The following is a 13,960-nucleotide window of genomic DNA, read 5'->3' as shown; positions in this document are numbered from 1 at the left end:
CAACGGTAGCGGAGCCGACCGGTTCCGTGAGCCGTCCCGACCCCGCAGAGGCCCCGTGATCGCCGTCCCGCCCGAGTTCGACGACTGGATGTCGCTCGCCCTCGCCGAGGCCGACGCGTGCCGCGTCTCGGCCGACGTGCCGGTCGGTGCCGTGGTGGTCGACGCCGACGGCCTGGTCATCGCGACCGGTCGGAACGAACGCGAGCTGCGGCAGGACCCGACCGCCCACGCCGAGGTGATCGCGCTGCGGGCCGCCGCGGCGCACACCGGCGACTGGCACCTCACCGGCACGACGCTCGTGGTCACCCTCGAACCGTGCCCCATGTGCGCCGGGGCCCTGCTCGCCGCCCGGGTCCCGCGGCTCGTCTACGGGGCCTGGGACGACAAGGCAGGAGGCGCGGGCAGCGTCTACGACATCGTCCGCGACCGCAGGCTCCCGCACCGCGCCGAGGTGTACGCCGGCGTGCGCGAGGCCGAGTGCCGGGCTCGGCTGGACGACTTCTTCGCCGCGCGGCGCGTCGTCGAGGGGCACTGAGGCGGGCCGACCCCGAGGGCCGATCCGCGCCTCCTCGGGTCAGTCGGCCGCGCGGATGACGATCGCGTCGGTCGGCGGGTCGACCTGGCCCGGCTTGACCCAGACGTCGGGTTCGACGTAGATGACGCGGGCGATCGGCACGGCCTCGCGGATGCGCGACTCGACGGCGTTGATGGCGCTCGCGACGTCGGCCAGCACCGTGCGGCCGGGCATCGCGACCTTGACGCCGACGAGCAGCTCGTCGGGACCGAGGTAGAGGGTCTTCATGTGGATGATCGACTCGACCTCGGGCCCGCCCGTGATCGCGGCGCGGATCTTCTGGACGTCCTCGGCCGAGGCGCCCTCGCCGACGAGCAGGCTCTTCGTCTCGATGCCGAGGATCACGGCCACCGCGACGAGCAGCACGCCGATCGCGAGGGTGCCGATCGCGTCGAAGACGCCGTCACCGGTGATCCAGGTGAGCACGACGCCGATCATGGCGAACGACAGGCCGAGCAGCGCGGCGGCGTCCTCGAGCAGCACGACCGGCAGCTCGGGGGCCTTGGCCCGGCGCACGAACGCGACCCAGCTCTGCTGACCCTTGCTCGGGCGGGACTCGCGGATCGCGGTGCGCAGCGAGAACCCCTCGAGGGCGAGCGAGATGGCGAGCACGAGGACGGGCAGCCAGGGCACCTCGAGGGGGTGCGGCTCGCGCAGCTTCTCGACGCCCTCGTAGAGCGAGAACACGCCACCGACGCTGAACAGGATGATCGAGACGACGAACGCGTAGACGTAGCGTTCGCGCCCGTGGCCGAAGGGGTGGTCGGCGTCGGCGGCCTTCTTCGCCTTGCGGCCACCGAGCAGCAGCAGGAGCTGGTTGCCCGAGTCCGCCAGGGAGTGGACGCCCTCGGCGAGCATGGACGACGACCCCGAGAACGCCCAGGCGATGAACTTCGTCACCGCGATGCCCAGGTTCGCGCTGAGTGCGGCGATGATCGCCTTGTTGCCGCCGTGACTGCTCATCGGTTCGATCCCCTCGTGTGGTCCTGGTCGATCCTAGGATGGCCGGATGGTCACCACCCTCCCCACCACAGCGATTCTCGGAGCCGGCTCGATGGGCGGCGCGATCCTGCAGGGCCTGCTGCGCCCCGAGGTGTCCGTCGACGGGGGCGTGCGGGTGACGAACCGCACCGAGGTCAAGGCCCGCGCGCTGCGGCACGGCGGGGTCACCTCCCTCGCCACCGAGACCGACCCGAGCGCCAACTCCTCCGCGGTCGTCGGTGCGCGGCTGGTGCTGATCGGCGTGAAGCCGCACATGGTGGTCGACCTGCTGCACGAGATCGGTCCCGTGCTCGACGCGGGCGCCGTCGTCGTGAGCCTGGCCGCCGGCGTGACGACGGCCACGATGGAGGCGGCGCTGCCCGAGTCCGTGTCGGTGCTGCGCTCCATGCCGAACACGCCGTCGCACGTCGGTCTCGGGGTGACCGGCCTGAGCGCCGGGTCGCGCTCGACCGACGCCGACCTGGCCCTGGCCCGGTCGCTCTTCGCCGTCGTCGGCGACGTCGTGGTCGTCCCCGAGGCGCAGATCGACGCGCTCAGCACGATCTCGGGTTCGGGCCCCGCGTACGTCTTCTACCTCGTCGAGCAACTGCAGGAGGCGGCGGTCGCGTTGGGCTTCACCCGCGCGCAGGCCGCCACCCTGGTGCAGGGCACGTTCCGTGGCGCGAGCGAGCTGCTCGCGACGAGCGACGTCCTGCCGGCCGACGCCGCACCCGCCGAACTCCGTCGCGGTGTCACGAGCCCTGGCGGAACGACCGAGCGCGCCGTGGCCGAACTCGCCGACGGTGGTCTGCTCGAGCTGTTCGAGCGGGCGACCCAGGCGGCCCTGGCCCGCAACCGCGAGATCGCCGAAGGGCGCTAGGCGATCAGCCCTCGAGGGCGGCGAAGCGCTCGATGGCGCGGCTGTCGCCCGACACGATGATCAGGTCGTGGTTGCTGATGACCGTCTCGGGGGTCGCCTCGACGAACGCCCCACCGGGGCTCTTGACGCCGACGATCGTGATGCCGTACTTCTTGCGGATGTTCGACGCGGCCAACGAGGCACCGCGGACGGGCTTCGGCGGATACATCTTGACGATCGCGAAGGCGTCGTCGAACTCGATGTAGTCGAGCATCCGGCCCGAGACGAGGTGCGCGACGCGCTCGCCGGCCTCGCGCTCGGGGTAGATGACGTGGTTTGCGCCGATGCGGGCGAGGATCTTGCCGTGCGACTGGCTGATCGCCTTCGCCCAGATCTGCGGCACCTTCAGGTCGACCAGGTTGGCCGTGATGAGCACGCTGGCCTCGATGGACGAGCCGACGGCGACGACCGCGATCGAGAAGTCCTGCGCGCCGATCTGCTTGAGGGCGTCGATGCTCCGGGCGTCGGCCTGCACCGCGTGCGTCACGCGGTCGGCCCATTTCTGCACGAGCCCGGCGTCGGTGTCGACGGCGAGCACGTCACGGTCCTGCCGTTCGAGCTGTCCGGCGGTCGCGGCGCCGAAGCGTCCGAGGCCGATGACGAGCACCGGGGCGTCGTGCTTGATCTTGTCAACCAACGATCGGTCGCTCCTCGGCTCGGGTGAACAGCTGGCGTCGTTGGCTGGCGGCCAGGGCGACGGAGAGTGTCACTGTACCAACGCGGCCCATCCACATCGTGACCGCCAGGATGTACTTCGCCGAGTCCGGCAGGCGGTCGGTCAGGCCGGTGCTGAGCCCCGAGGTGGCGAACGCCGAGATGGACTCGAACAGCACGTGGTCGAGGGGCTCCTTCGTGATGTGCATGATCAGGATGCTCGACACGGCGACGATCGTGGCGCCCCAGAGGACGACGCTGACGGCCAGGCGCAGGACGTCGCTGGGGATGCGGCGGCCGAAGGCCTCCATCGACCGCTGGCCGCGCGCCTCCGCGAAGGCCGCCAGGAACAGCACCGCGAGCGTCGTGACCTTGATGCCTCCGGCGGTCGACGCCGAGCCGCCGCCGATGAACATGAGCATGTCGGTGACGAGGAGCGACGATCCGTTCAGGTCGGAGATCTGGATCGTCGAGAAACCGCCCGACCTCGTCATCATGCTGAGGAACAGGGACTGGAACACCGTCGGGCCGGCCTCGATGCCGCCGAACGTCTTCGGGTTGTCGAACTCGAGGACGATGTAGAGCACCATGCCGAACACGATGAGGATCGCCGTCGTCAGCAGGGTCAGCTTGACGTGGACGGACCAGCGCCGGGGGTTGCGGGGGTTCCGGGCCAGGGCGTAGATCACCGGGAACCCGATGCTGCCGAGGAAGACCCCGACCATGATCAGGCTGAGGAACCAGTAGTCGTTCTCGAACGCGGCCAGACCCTCGGCGTTGGGCGTGAACCCGGTGTTCGTGAAGGCCATCGCCGAGTAGTAGAAGCTGTCGAGCACCGCGTCGCCGACGGGGATGCCGTCGATCAGCATGCGGGGGATCATCAGCACCGCGATGACGAGCTGGATCACGAACGAGCTGAGGGCCACCGTCGTCAGCAGGCCACCGATCTCGCCGAGCCGCACGGCCTGACCCTCGGGCACCGGGCCGGCGTGCACCCGCAGCGGGTTCTGGTCGCCGGCGGCCATGAGCCGGGCGCGGAGGCCGAGCTTGCGCGAGACGACGAGGCCCATGATCGACGCGAGCGTGAGCACGCCGATCGCCCCGATCTGCACGCCGACGAAGATGACGACGTGGCCGAACAGGGACCAGTGGGTGGCCATGTCGACCGTCGCGAGGCCGGTCACGCAGATGACCGAGACGGCCGTGAACACGGAGTCGGCCAGCGGGGTGATCGTCCGGTCGGCCGAGGCGATCGGCAGCGAGAACAGCAGGGTGAAGACGACGATGAGGCCGGTGAAGATCAGGATGGCGAAGCGCGCGGGCGACTTGCGACCGATGTCGTCGATCGCGTCGCTGAGTCTGCGCCAGGGCGAGCGGCCGGGGTCCGAGGGGCGGCGTCGACCGGCGACGGGGGCGCGAGTCACGACGGTCATGCTATCCCGGGTCACTACGCTGGTCGCATGCCGGACATCTTCGCCGTGATCGCCGACGCCACCCGCCGAGACCTCTTGAAGGTGCTGCTCGACGCCTCGCTGTCGACCGACTCCGCCAATGCCGACATCAGCGTGGGTGAGATGGTCACGTCCCTCGGCGTCAGCCAGCCGACCGTCTCGAAGCACCTCCGGGTGCTGCGCGAGGCCGGTCTGGTGCGCGTCCGCGAAGAAGGGCAGCACCGGTACTACTCGCTCGAGTCGGGGCCGCTCGAGGTCGTCGAGGACTGGTTGATCCCGTTCGTCAGTGCCGACTCGCTGACCTCCGAGGCGTTGGCCAGCACGCCCTTCGCCGCCTGGGCCGGGGCCTCGGTCCCCGCCCCGCTCCGGCGGGCGGCCGAGAACCTGCCCGACGCCGAGGACGTCGGGAGCACGCTGGGTCGCTACGCGGCCGGGGCCCAGCACCGCGCCTCCTCGGCCCTGCACGACGCCCAGAGCGCGCTCGGGGCCCTGGACGAGCGCGTCATCGACCCCGTCCGCAAGCGGTGGGGACGCACCGGCCAGTAGCGGCCCGGGCGCCTTTACACCGAGTCACACGCGCCCCTAGAGTTGCCCCCAGGCACATGGGGAACACCCGTCTGCTCCACAGCCCCGCCCGGGGCCCGAGACGAGGCAGGGTCATGTCGCAGGATCTGTCGGATGTGCGGTTCCTCACGGTCGCCGAGGTGGCCGACATGATGCGCGTGTCGAAGATGACGGTCTACCGCATGGTCCACTCGGGCGAGCTGCCGGCGATCCGCTTCGGGCGGTCCTTCCGCGTGCCGGAATCGGCCGTCGCGGCCGTGCTGCGAATCGGCATCGCCGACGTCGGGTAGGCCCACTTCGACTTTCTCGGGCCGTCCTAGTAGACTGGCCCGAGGCATTTTTCCGCGGTTCTGTTTCGGACCCGGTCGGTCCAATCCAGAAATCAGTGAGGTCCTCTATGGGTTCTGTCATCAAGAAGCGTCGCAAGCGCATGGCGAAGAAGAAGCACCGCAAGCTGCTTCGCAAGACTCGTCACCAGCGTCGCAACAAGAAGTAGTCGCTCGACGCGAAGGCCCCCGCCGACCACCGGTCGCCGGGGGCCTTCGTCGTGCCCGGGCGCCAGCCGGCCCTCGCTACCCTTGAGGGCATGGCCGAACCGCGAATCATCCTCCTGACCAAGCCGGGCTGCCACCTGTGCGACGACGCCCGTTCCGCGGTGCACGGCGTGCTGGCCGAAGCCGAGTTCGTCGATGCCGGCATGGTCGTCGACGAGCAGAACATCCTCGACGACGCCGAGCTCACCGCCGAGTACGCGGAAGAGATCCCGGTCGTCCTGATCGACGGTCGCGTGCACACCATCTGGCGGGTCGAGCCCGAGCGCCTGCGGACGGCGCTCCGCGCGGCCGTCCGCTGAGGACGGCCGACGGCGCACGACGACGAGAAGCCCCGACGAGACGCTCTCGTCGGGGCTTCTGTGATCCGTGGTGAGGAGCTACGGCTGGAGGCGCGTGGGGCCGCGGAAGAGGAAGGTCACCTCACGCAGGTTGGCCTGGTTCAGCATGAGCATCAGCACCCGGGCGAGGCCCATGCCGAAGCCGCCGTGCGACGGGGCGCCGTAGCGGAAGAAGTCGAGGTAGCTCGAGAGCTCTTCGGGCTTCATGCCCTTCTCGCGGATCTGCTGCTCGAGCACCTCGATGCGGTGCTCGCGCTGCGCACCCGTGGTGATCTCGGTGCCGCGGTAGATGAGGTCGTAGCTCTTGGTGAGCTGCGGGTCGTCGTCATGACGCATGTGATAGAACGGGCGGATCGAGGCGTCGTAGTCCGTCAGGTACACGAAGTCGTGTCCGAACTCCTCCGCGACGTACTCGGCGATGCGGCGCTCGCCCTCGGGGTCCATGTCGGCGTCCGCTCGGGGCACCTCGTAGCCGCGCTCGGCCACGATGCGCTTGGCCTCGGCCAAGGGGATGCGGGGGAACGGCACGGTCGGCACCACGACGTCGACGTCGAAGAGCTCCCTGATCTCGGCGCCGTGCTTGTCGGCCACGGCCTGGAACGCGAAGGCCAGCAGCTGCTCCTGCATCTGCATGACGTCCTCGTGGCTCTCGACGTAGCTGATCTCGGCGTCGACCCCCGTGAACTCGGTCGCGTGACGCGACGTGAACGACGGGTCGGCCCGGAACACCGGAGCGATCTCGAAGATCTTGCCGAAGCCGGCCGACTGGGCCATCTGCTTGAAGAACTGGGGGCTCTGCGCCAGGTAGGCGACACCGTCGAAGTAGTCGACCTTGAACAGCTCGGCGTTCGACTCGCTCGGGGTCGCCATGAGCTTCGGGGTGTGGATCTCGACGTAGTCACGCTCGATCCACCAGGTGCGCAGGGCGTGCTCGAAGGTCGTCTGCACGCGGAAGATCAGGGCGTTGCGGGGGACGCGCAGGTCGAGGAAGCGCCAGTCGAGGCGCTTGTCGATGCCGCTGTCGGCGGCGATGGGGGTCTCGGGGTCGGCCAGCGAGTCGATGACGAGCGTCTCGACCTTGACCTCGATGCCGCCGAGCTTGACGCGCTCGTCGTGCTTGAGCTCGCCCGTGACGGTGACGAAGCTGCCCTGCGACAGCGACGAGATCGCGTCGGCGACGTCGTCGGTCTCGCCCGCGGCCTCGAGCACGTCGGCCGCGGTACGGGGGCGGACCAGTTGAAGGGCGCCCGTCTCGTCGCGGAGGACGACGAACTGCACCTTCTTCTGGTCGCGCACCGTCTCGACCCAGCCGGTCACGGTCACGGGTCCGTCGGGCAGCGCGGACAGGTCTTTGATGAGGGTGCGTTCGATCACGAGGCCCGAGTTTACAGTCACCGCCTCGCGCGACCCGCCGGACGGCCCCGCCGGACCACGGCGAGCTTGGGGCTTCCCGTGTGGGAGGTGTGCAGGCGGTCCCGACCTAGACTCGTCCGCATGCCCGCGCAGCAGATCCACCTCGTCCGGCACGGTGAGGTGCACAACCCCGAGCACGTGCTCTACGGCCGCCTCGACGGGTTCGGCCTGAGCGACCTCGGCCACCGGATGGCGGCCGCCTCGGCCGACGCCTTCCACGAGCAGGGCGTCCCGGTCCGTGCCGTCGTGGCCTCACCGCTCCAGCGCACCCGCGAGAGCGCGGCGCCGTGGTCGTCGGCCTTCGGGCTCGAGACGCAGGTCGACGAGCGGCTGATCGAGCCGAGCAACAAGTACGAGGGTCGTCGCAGCGACTTCACCATCGCGAAACAGCTCAAGGTGCCGGCCGAGTGGCCCTGGATCGTCAACCCCCTGAAGCCGAGCTGGGGCGAGGCCTACGTGAGCATCGCCGCCCGCATGCTCTCGGCGGTCGACGAGGCCTGGTCGAGCGTCGACGAGGGCGACGTCGTGCTCGTCAGCCACCAGCTGCCCATCTGGATGGTCCACCGGAGCGTGACGGGCGCCCGCCTGTTCCACGACCCGCGCCGCCGCCGCTGCACCCTCTCGAGCATCACGACGCTCGAACGCCGCGAGGGGGGCTTCGTCGAGGTCGGCTACCAGGAACCCGCTGCACACTTGAACCAGTCCGCCGTCGACCTGGGAGCAGTGTGAGCCAGAAGACCATCCGTCCGACCCGAGCCCGACTCGTGGTCCGGGGCCTCGCGCTCGCCGCAGTCCTGGGCGTCGTCGCCACGGGGTGCTCGTCCACCGCCGACGACCTCGCGAAGCAGTACGGCAACGGCACCACCGAGAACTACATCTCGGGCAACGGCACCGTGACCGAGATCGCGCCCGAGGACCGCACCGACCCGGTCGCGTTCACGGCCGAGACGGACGCCGGCGAGACCGTCTCGAGGAGCGACCACGAGGGCGAGGTCGTCGTCCTCAACTTCTGGTACGCGGCGTGCCCGCCCTGCCGTCTCGAAGCACCGGAGCTGGAGAAGCTCAACCAGTCCTACGCCGACAAGGGCGTCGAGTTCCTCGGCGTCAACGTGCGCGACCAGGCCGACACCTCCCTGGCCTTCGCCCGCACCTTCGACGTCACCTACCCGTCGGTCGTCGACGCCAACGACGGCGCGGTCCAGCTCGCCCTCGCCGGCACGATCGCGCCCAACGCCGTGCCGACCACGATCGTCCTCGACAAGCAGGGCCGCATCGCGGCGCGCATCCTGGGCGGTCTCGACGGGCCCGGCATCCTCGACACCCTGATCTCCGACACCCTCGCCGAGACGTCCTAGGTGTACCAGGGCAATCCCTTCTTCGACGCGGTCGTGGGCGGTCAGCTCGCGGTCGGCCTGCCGGTTGCCCTGCTGGCGGGGCTCATCTCGTTCCTGTCGCCGTGCGTGCTGCCGCTCGTGCCGGGGTACCTCGGTTACGTCGGCGGTCTGACGACGGGGGCGACCGAGGCGAGGGCCCGGCGCCGCGACCGCCGCCGGCTCGTCCTCGGCGTCGTCCTGTTCATCCTCGGCTTCTCGGTCGTCTTCGTCGGCACCTCGCTCGCCTTCGCCTCGGCGGGGTTCTGGTTGATCCAGTGGCGCGACGTCGTCACCCGGGTCATGGGCGTCGTGGTGATCCTGCTCGGTCTCGTCTTCATCGGGCAGTTCACGTTCTTGCAGCGCACCCTCAAGCCCGGGTTCCTCCCGAAGACGGGTCTCGCCGGGGCGCCCCTGCTCGGCATCGTCTTCGGCATCGGGTGGACCCCCTGCATCGGACCCACCCTGGCCGCCGTGCAGGTGCTCGCCCTGGGCTCGGGCTCGGCCTGGCAGGGAGTCCTGCTCGGGGCCTTCTACTGCATCGGCCTCGGGGTCCCGTTCCTGCTCGTCGCGCTCGGCTTCGGGTGGGCGTCACGATCCATCTCGTTCGTCAAGCGGCACATCCGCGTCGTCAACATCGTCGGAGGGTCACTGCTCGTGCTCATCGGTCTGCTCATGGTCACGGGCCTCTGGTCCAGCCTCATGTCACACGTCGGGGCGGTGATCGCGACCTATGGCACGATCGTCTGACCGCGACGGGGGCGACGCGACCCGCGCCTCCTCGGTGGCCGCCGGGACCGACACCGGGCGGAGCGACACCGGGTTGACCGACGCGGACGCCACCGACGTCGGCGGCGACCCGTTGCGCCCGAGCGACCACATCGACTCGGTCCGACCGGCGGCCTCCGACGGCGCGGGCATCACGCAGCCGAAGCTCGGCCCCGTCGGCTACCTGCGCTTCTTCTGGCGACAGCTGACCAGCATGAAGACCGCGCTCTTCCTGCTCATGCTGCTCGCCGTCGCGGCGATCCCCGGTTCGCTCGTGCCGCAGCGCACCTCCGACCCCAACGGCGTGGTCCAGTACCGCACCGACCACCCCGACCTGTTCCCGGTGCTCGACAGGCTCGGCGTCTTCGACACCTACTCGTCGCCCTGGTTCTCGGCCGTCTACCTGCTGCTCTTCATCTCGCTGATCGGCTGCATCATCCCGCGCACCCGGCACCACTTCGAGGCGCTGCGAGCTCGACCCCCGAAGACCCCCGCGCGGTTGTCGCGCCTGGCCGGGTACCGGTCGATCACGCTCGAGACCGCAGGAGGCGCGGGTGAGGCCTCGATCACGGCCGCCCGTGCCGTCGACGCGGCCCGGGCCCAGCTGAAGCGCTCCGGCTACCGCACGCAGGTCTTCGGCGACTCGGTCAGCGCCGAACGCGGCTACCTGCGCGAGACCGGCAACCTGGTGTTCCACTCGGCGCTCGTCGGGGTCCTCCTGACCGTCGGCGTCGGCGGCGGCTTCGGTTACTCGGGCCAGCGCGTGGTCGTCGAGGGTCAGACCTTCTCGAACATGCTCGGCTCCTACGACTCGTTCAACCCGGGCCGCTGGTTCGACGAGGCACAGCTGTCGCCCTTCTCGATCGCGCTCGACCGGTTCTCGACCGAGTACGCGCCCGACACCGCGGGCGCGGCCGGCATGGCCACCGACTTCACCGCCGACGTCACCGCGCAGGCGCGGGGTGGCGACGCCGAGAAGACGCAGATCAAGGTCAACTCGCCCCTGTCGATCGGCGGTTCGAACGTCTACCTGCTGGGCAACGGCTACGCGGTCGACGTGACGGTGCGCGACGGCGAGGGCAACGTCGCGTTCCGGGACACGGTCCCGTTCCTGCCGCAGGACACCAACCTCACCTCGCTCGGCGTCATCAAGGTGCCCGACGCCCTGCCCCGGCAGCTCGGCATGATCGGGTTCTTCTACCCCACGGCGGCGGACAACGGCACGGGGGCCCTGACGTCCACCGACCCGGACACCACGAACCCCGTGCTCAGCCTGAACGTCTACTCGGGCGACCTCGGGCTGGACGCCGGGGTGCCGACGTCCGTCTACACGCTCGACACGGATGGTCTGACCCCGCTGGCCGGCACCGACGACGACGCGCAAGAGAAAGCGGTCCAGCTGACCCCGGGCGAGACGGCGACGATCCCCGACGGTCTCGGCACGATCACCTTCGACGGGGTGAAGCGGTTCGCCTCGTTCGACATCCACCACGACCCCTCGCAGGTCTGGGTGCTGTTGTTCGCGGGGCTCTCGTTCGCCGGTCTGCTGACCGCGTTGTTCGTGCCGCGCCGTCGGGTCTGGGTCAAGGCCACCGAGACCGGCGACGGCGTCCGGCTCGAGTACGCCGGGCTCGCCCGCGGCGAGGACCCCACGCTCGGACGCGCCGTCGGCGACATCGCCAAGGCGCACCTGGGCGGCCTGGGCGTCCCGGCCGACGTCGCGCGCGAGGTCGCCGACGACCCGGCCCGTCACGACGTCGAGAAACCCGGCCCCGCCGCCGGGGGACGCGGACGTAAGATCTGATGGTGACCGCCGACCTCGCCTACTACTCGCTCGTCGCCGTGTACTCGGCGATGGCCATCTACACGATCTCGTTCGTGGCCTTCGCCCTCGACCTGGCGAAGCGGTCCGGTGACGCCCAGCAGGCGGCGGCCCGTGCGGCCAAGGCCAAGGCCGAGGCCCTCGCGACCACCACCGTCTCGCGCTCGTCGTCGGGCGGCAGCACCGTCGTCCTCGACCGGCCGTCGGGCGGAGCGGGCGGGGCGGTCCCCGCCGCCGGTGGGGGCGCCAAGGCCTCGAGCTTCGAGCGCGTCGCCATCGCCATGATGCTCCTGGGGTTCGTCGTCCACGTCTCCTCGGTCGTCCTGCGTGGACTGGCCGCCGGTCGCGTGCCCTGGGCGAACATGTTCGAGTTCTCGCTGACCGGCACCGCGATCATCGTCGGGGTCTACCTGGCCGTCCAGCTGGTGGTGAACCTGCGGTTCCTCGGCGCGTACGTCATGGGCCTCAACCTGGTGCTGCTCGCGATCGGCACCGTCAACTACTACGTGGCGGTCTCGCCGCTGCCGCCGGCGCTCCAGTCGGCCTGGCTGGTGATCCACGTCTTCGTGGCCATCCTCGGCACGGCGTTCTTCGCCATCGCCGCCGGGCTCTCGGCCGCCCAGCTCGTGCAGACGAAGCGTGAGCAGTCCAAGCTCGCCGGCCTGCGCTTCCTCGACACCCTCCCGGGCGCCGAGCGCCTCGAAGACCTCGCCTACCGCATCGCCCTCGTCGGCTTCGTCCTCTGGACCTTCACCCTCATCGCCGGCGCCATCTGGGCCGAGCGGGCGTGGGGTCGCTACTGGGGCTGGGACACCAAAGAGGTCTGGACCTTCATCATCTGGGTGCTCTACGCCGGGTACATCCACGCACGGGCGACCCGTGGGTGGCGCGGGGCCCGGTCGTCGTGGTTGTCGATCATCGGCTTCGCCGCGGTCATGTTCAACTTCTCGGTCGTCAACGTCTTCTTCAAGGGCCTCCACGCGTACTCCGGTCTCTGACGCACCGACGCCGTGGCGTCGCCCGGCGCCGCGTGCGACGGGGCGTCAGCCCGCGAGCACGGCGTAGGAGGCGCGCAGCCGCTCCAGCCACACCTCGCGTCGGTCGTCGTCCACCGCGTGGCGGCGGAGCAGGTCGACGTCGACCTCGACCCGTCGCACGTCGATCTCTCCGTAGACGGGCAGCAGGGGATCACGCGTGACGTCGGCCCCGAGCAGGGCGGCCGTGCCGAGCCCGCAGTCGTGGCGGAGCCCGGGCACGGCGGCGGCGAGGTGCGCCCCCATGCTGAGCCCGACCGACGTGTCGAGGGCGCTCGACACGACGACGGGCAGCCCGGCCGCCGCGACGATGCGCAGTGCGGCGGTGACGCCGCCGAGCGGTTGGGCCTTGACCACGAGGAGGTCCGCGGCCCCGGCCCGGGCCACGGCCAGCGGGTCGTCGGCCTTGCGGACGCTCTCGTCGGCGGCGACGAGCACGCCCGACCCCGAGACGCGGCGTCGCAGCTCGGCGAGCTCGGGCACCGTGGCGCAGGGCTGTTCGGCGTACTCCAGGGCGTACGGTGCCATGCCGACCAGCGCCTCCTCGGCCGACTCGACGGACCATCCTCCATTGGCGTCGACGCGGACGCGCCCCTCGGGGCCGACCCAGTCGCGGGCCGCCGCGACGCGGGCGATGTCGTCCGCGAGGGTCTGACCGCGCTCGGCGACCTTGACCTTGACCGTCCGGCAGCCGCGGTAGCGGGCGAGCACGTCGGGCACCCGGTCGGCGGAGACGGCCGGCAGGGTCGCGTTGACCGCCACCCGGCGGGCGCCCCCCTCGGGGAGCCGGCCCCAGCCGAAGTCGATCGTGGCCGCGAGCCAGGCGGCCGCCTCGGCCGGTCCGTACTCGACGAAGGGGCTGAACTCGGTCCAGCCCGACGGGCCCTCGACCAGCAGAGCCTCGCGTGCGTCGAGTCCGCGGAACCGGGTGCGGAGGGGGAGACGGACGACGTGGGCACCCTCGACCAGGTCGGCCAGGGGAGGCAGCGGGGGAGTCGTGGACGGTGCGCGGTCGACGGTCGGCATCCGCCCAGTGTCGCACCGGGGACCCCGGTAAGGTCGTGCGTCATGGTCGACCGCGAACCCGAACCCGTCCGACGACCGGAGCCCTCACCCGACGATCCCTCCGACCCGGGGCGCGACGGCCTCGGCCGCGCCTCGTCCGAGGCCGACGGCCTCCGGGTCTTCGACGGTCCCGGTCACGACGTGGCCGACCCTGCGCGCAGCCGACGCCTCGGCGTCGTCACGTTCGTCCTGGCCGTCGTGCTGCTCGCACTCGACGGTGTGGCCCTGGGACTCCTGGCCGCGGACGCCGTGAGCCCGGCCGCCGTCCTCGCGTTGGTCACCCTGTTGGCCTCCGTCGTCGTCGGGGTGATCGGTCTGATGGCCGCCGTCCTGCGCCGCGGCCGTTGGTGGGGGGTGGCCGCGGTCGTCCTCAGCTCGCTGTCGAACCCGTTCGTGCTCGTCTGGCTGATCGGGCGGTTCGTCTCGACGGTCTGACCCCGCCAGGCGGCGAGG

17 protein-coding genes are annotated in these 13,960 nt (G+C 70.7%); 12 read left to right on the top strand and 5 right to left on the bottom strand.

Annotated elements, in window-relative coordinates:
* Positions 1-88 precede the first annotated feature (88 nt).
* Positions 89-535, top strand: a complete 447-nt coding sequence (locus tag EDF21_RS05530; RefSeq protein ID WP_123570838.1) for a nucleoside deaminase — start codon at positions 89-91, stop codon at positions 533-535.
* Between the two features lie 39 nt (positions 536-574).
* Here the strand turns inward: EDF21_RS05530 and EDF21_RS05525 are convergent, their stop codons facing one another.
* The gene (locus tag EDF21_RS05525) at positions 575-1,537 is read right to left on the bottom strand and encodes a cation diffusion facilitator family transporter (protein WP_123570541.1); all 963 of its coding nucleotides are present in this window, start codon (positions 1,535-1,537) and stop codon (positions 575-577) included.
* A gap of 46 nt (positions 1,538-1,583) precedes the next feature.
* Here EDF21_RS05525 and proC point away from each other — a divergent pair, with 46 nt between their 5' ends.
* Complete coding sequence (gene proC, locus EDF21_RS05520; RefSeq protein WP_123570540.1) at positions 1,584-2,435, top strand: pyrroline-5-carboxylate reductase; 852 nt, start codon at positions 1,584-1,586, stop codon at positions 2,433-2,435.
* Between the two features lie 4 nt (positions 2,436-2,439).
* Here proC and EDF21_RS05515 read toward each other — a convergent pair whose 3' ends face one another.
* Positions 2,440-3,111, bottom strand: a complete 672-nt coding sequence (locus EDF21_RS05515) for a TrkA family potassium uptake protein (protein ID WP_043593005.1) — start codon at positions 3,109-3,111, stop codon at positions 2,440-2,442.
* Positions 3,104-4,561: a TrkH family potassium uptake protein gene (locus tag EDF21_RS05510; protein WP_056046599.1), complete on the bottom strand. Its 1,458-nt coding sequence runs from the start codon at positions 4,559-4,561 to the stop codon at positions 3,104-3,106. Before EDF21_RS05510 ends, EDF21_RS05515 begins: the two co-directional genes overlap by 8 nt.
* 27 nt (positions 4,562-4,588) lie before the next feature.
* Here EDF21_RS05510 and EDF21_RS17215 point away from each other — a divergent pair, with 27 nt between their 5' ends.
* The 4 genes from EDF21_RS17215 (at position 4,589) to EDF21_RS05490 (ending at position 5,996) form a co-directional block, all read left to right on the top strand.
* Positions 4,589-5,125, top strand: coding sequence for a helix-turn-helix transcriptional regulator (locus EDF21_RS17215; RefSeq protein WP_082460318.1), 537 nt, complete (start codon positions 4,589-4,591; stop codon positions 5,123-5,125).
* Between the two features lie 113 nt (positions 5,126-5,238).
* A complete protein-coding gene (locus EDF21_RS05500; RefSeq protein WP_043593002.1) occupies positions 5,239-5,433 on the top strand; it encodes a helix-turn-helix domain-containing protein in 195 nt (64 codons plus the stop codon).
* A 107-nt stretch (positions 5,434-5,540) separates the two neighbouring features.
* On the top strand, positions 5,541-5,639 hold the full coding sequence (locus EDF21_RS05495; protein WP_003792170.1) for a 30S ribosomal protein bS22: 99 nt from the start codon (positions 5,541-5,543) through the stop codon (positions 5,637-5,639).
* Positions 5,640-5,729: 90 nt separating this feature from the next.
* Positions 5,730-5,996: a glutaredoxin family protein gene (locus EDF21_RS05490; RefSeq protein ID WP_123570539.1), complete on the top strand. Its 267-nt coding sequence runs from the start codon at positions 5,730-5,732 to the stop codon at positions 5,994-5,996.
* 78 nt (positions 5,997-6,074) lie between these two features.
* Here the strand turns inward: EDF21_RS05490 and aspS are convergent, their stop codons facing one another.
* Entirely contained in the window at positions 6,075-7,409 is a 1,335-nt protein-coding gene (gene aspS, locus EDF21_RS05485) for an aspartate--tRNA(Asn) ligase (RefSeq protein ID WP_123570538.1), read from the bottom strand.
* Positions 7,410-7,529: 120 nt separating this feature from the next.
* Here aspS and EDF21_RS05480 point away from each other — a divergent pair, with 120 nt between their 5' ends.
* The 5 genes from EDF21_RS05480 to ccsB are packed head-to-tail and all read left to right on the top strand — an operon-like array spanning position 7,530 to position 12,406.
* Positions 7,530-8,177: a histidine phosphatase family protein gene (locus EDF21_RS05480; RefSeq protein WP_056046592.1), complete on the top strand. Its 648-nt coding sequence runs from the start codon at positions 7,530-7,532 to the stop codon at positions 8,175-8,177.
* Entirely contained in the window at positions 8,174-8,803 is a 630-nt protein-coding gene (locus EDF21_RS05475) for a TlpA disulfide reductase family protein (RefSeq protein WP_056046589.1), read from the top strand. Before EDF21_RS05480 ends, EDF21_RS05475 begins: the two co-directional genes overlap by 4 nt.
* Complete coding sequence (locus tag EDF21_RS05470) at positions 8,804-9,568, top strand: cytochrome c biogenesis CcdA family protein (RefSeq protein ID WP_056046586.1); 765 nt, start codon at positions 8,804-8,806, stop codon at positions 9,566-9,568.
* Complete coding sequence (locus EDF21_RS05465; RefSeq protein WP_123570537.1) at positions 9,552-11,390, top strand: cytochrome c biogenesis protein ResB; 1,839 nt, start codon at positions 9,552-9,554, stop codon at positions 11,388-11,390. The genes EDF21_RS05470 and EDF21_RS05465 overlap by 17 nt, the downstream gene beginning before the upstream one ends.
* The gene (ccsB, locus tag EDF21_RS05460; protein WP_123570536.1) at positions 11,390-12,406 is read left to right on the top strand and encodes a c-type cytochrome biogenesis protein CcsB; all 1,017 of its coding nucleotides are present in this window, start codon (positions 11,390-11,392) and stop codon (positions 12,404-12,406) included. Before EDF21_RS05465 ends, ccsB begins: the two co-directional genes overlap by 1 nt.
* A gap of 45 nt (positions 12,407-12,451) precedes the next feature.
* Here the strand turns inward: ccsB and EDF21_RS05455 are convergent, their stop codons facing one another.
* Complete coding sequence (locus EDF21_RS05455; protein WP_123570535.1) at positions 12,452-13,468, bottom strand: o-succinylbenzoate synthase; 1,017 nt, start codon at positions 13,466-13,468, stop codon at positions 12,452-12,454.
* A 42-nt stretch (positions 13,469-13,510) separates the two neighbouring features.
* On the opposite strand from EDF21_RS05455, the gene EDF21_RS05450 reads away from it, so the two are divergent.
* Complete coding sequence (locus EDF21_RS05450) at positions 13,511-13,942, top strand: hypothetical protein (RefSeq protein ID WP_123570534.1); 432 nt, start codon at positions 13,511-13,513, stop codon at positions 13,940-13,942.
* Positions 13,943-13,960 lie beyond the last annotated feature (18 nt).

It is taken from the genome of Frigoribacterium sp. PhB118, from assembly GCF_003751725.1.
Lineage (GTDB): Bacteria > Actinomycetota > Actinomycetes > Actinomycetales > Microbacteriaceae > Frigoribacterium.
Note: the sequence above shows the minus strand (reverse complement) of the source record. Positions and strands in the feature narration are given on the sequence as shown.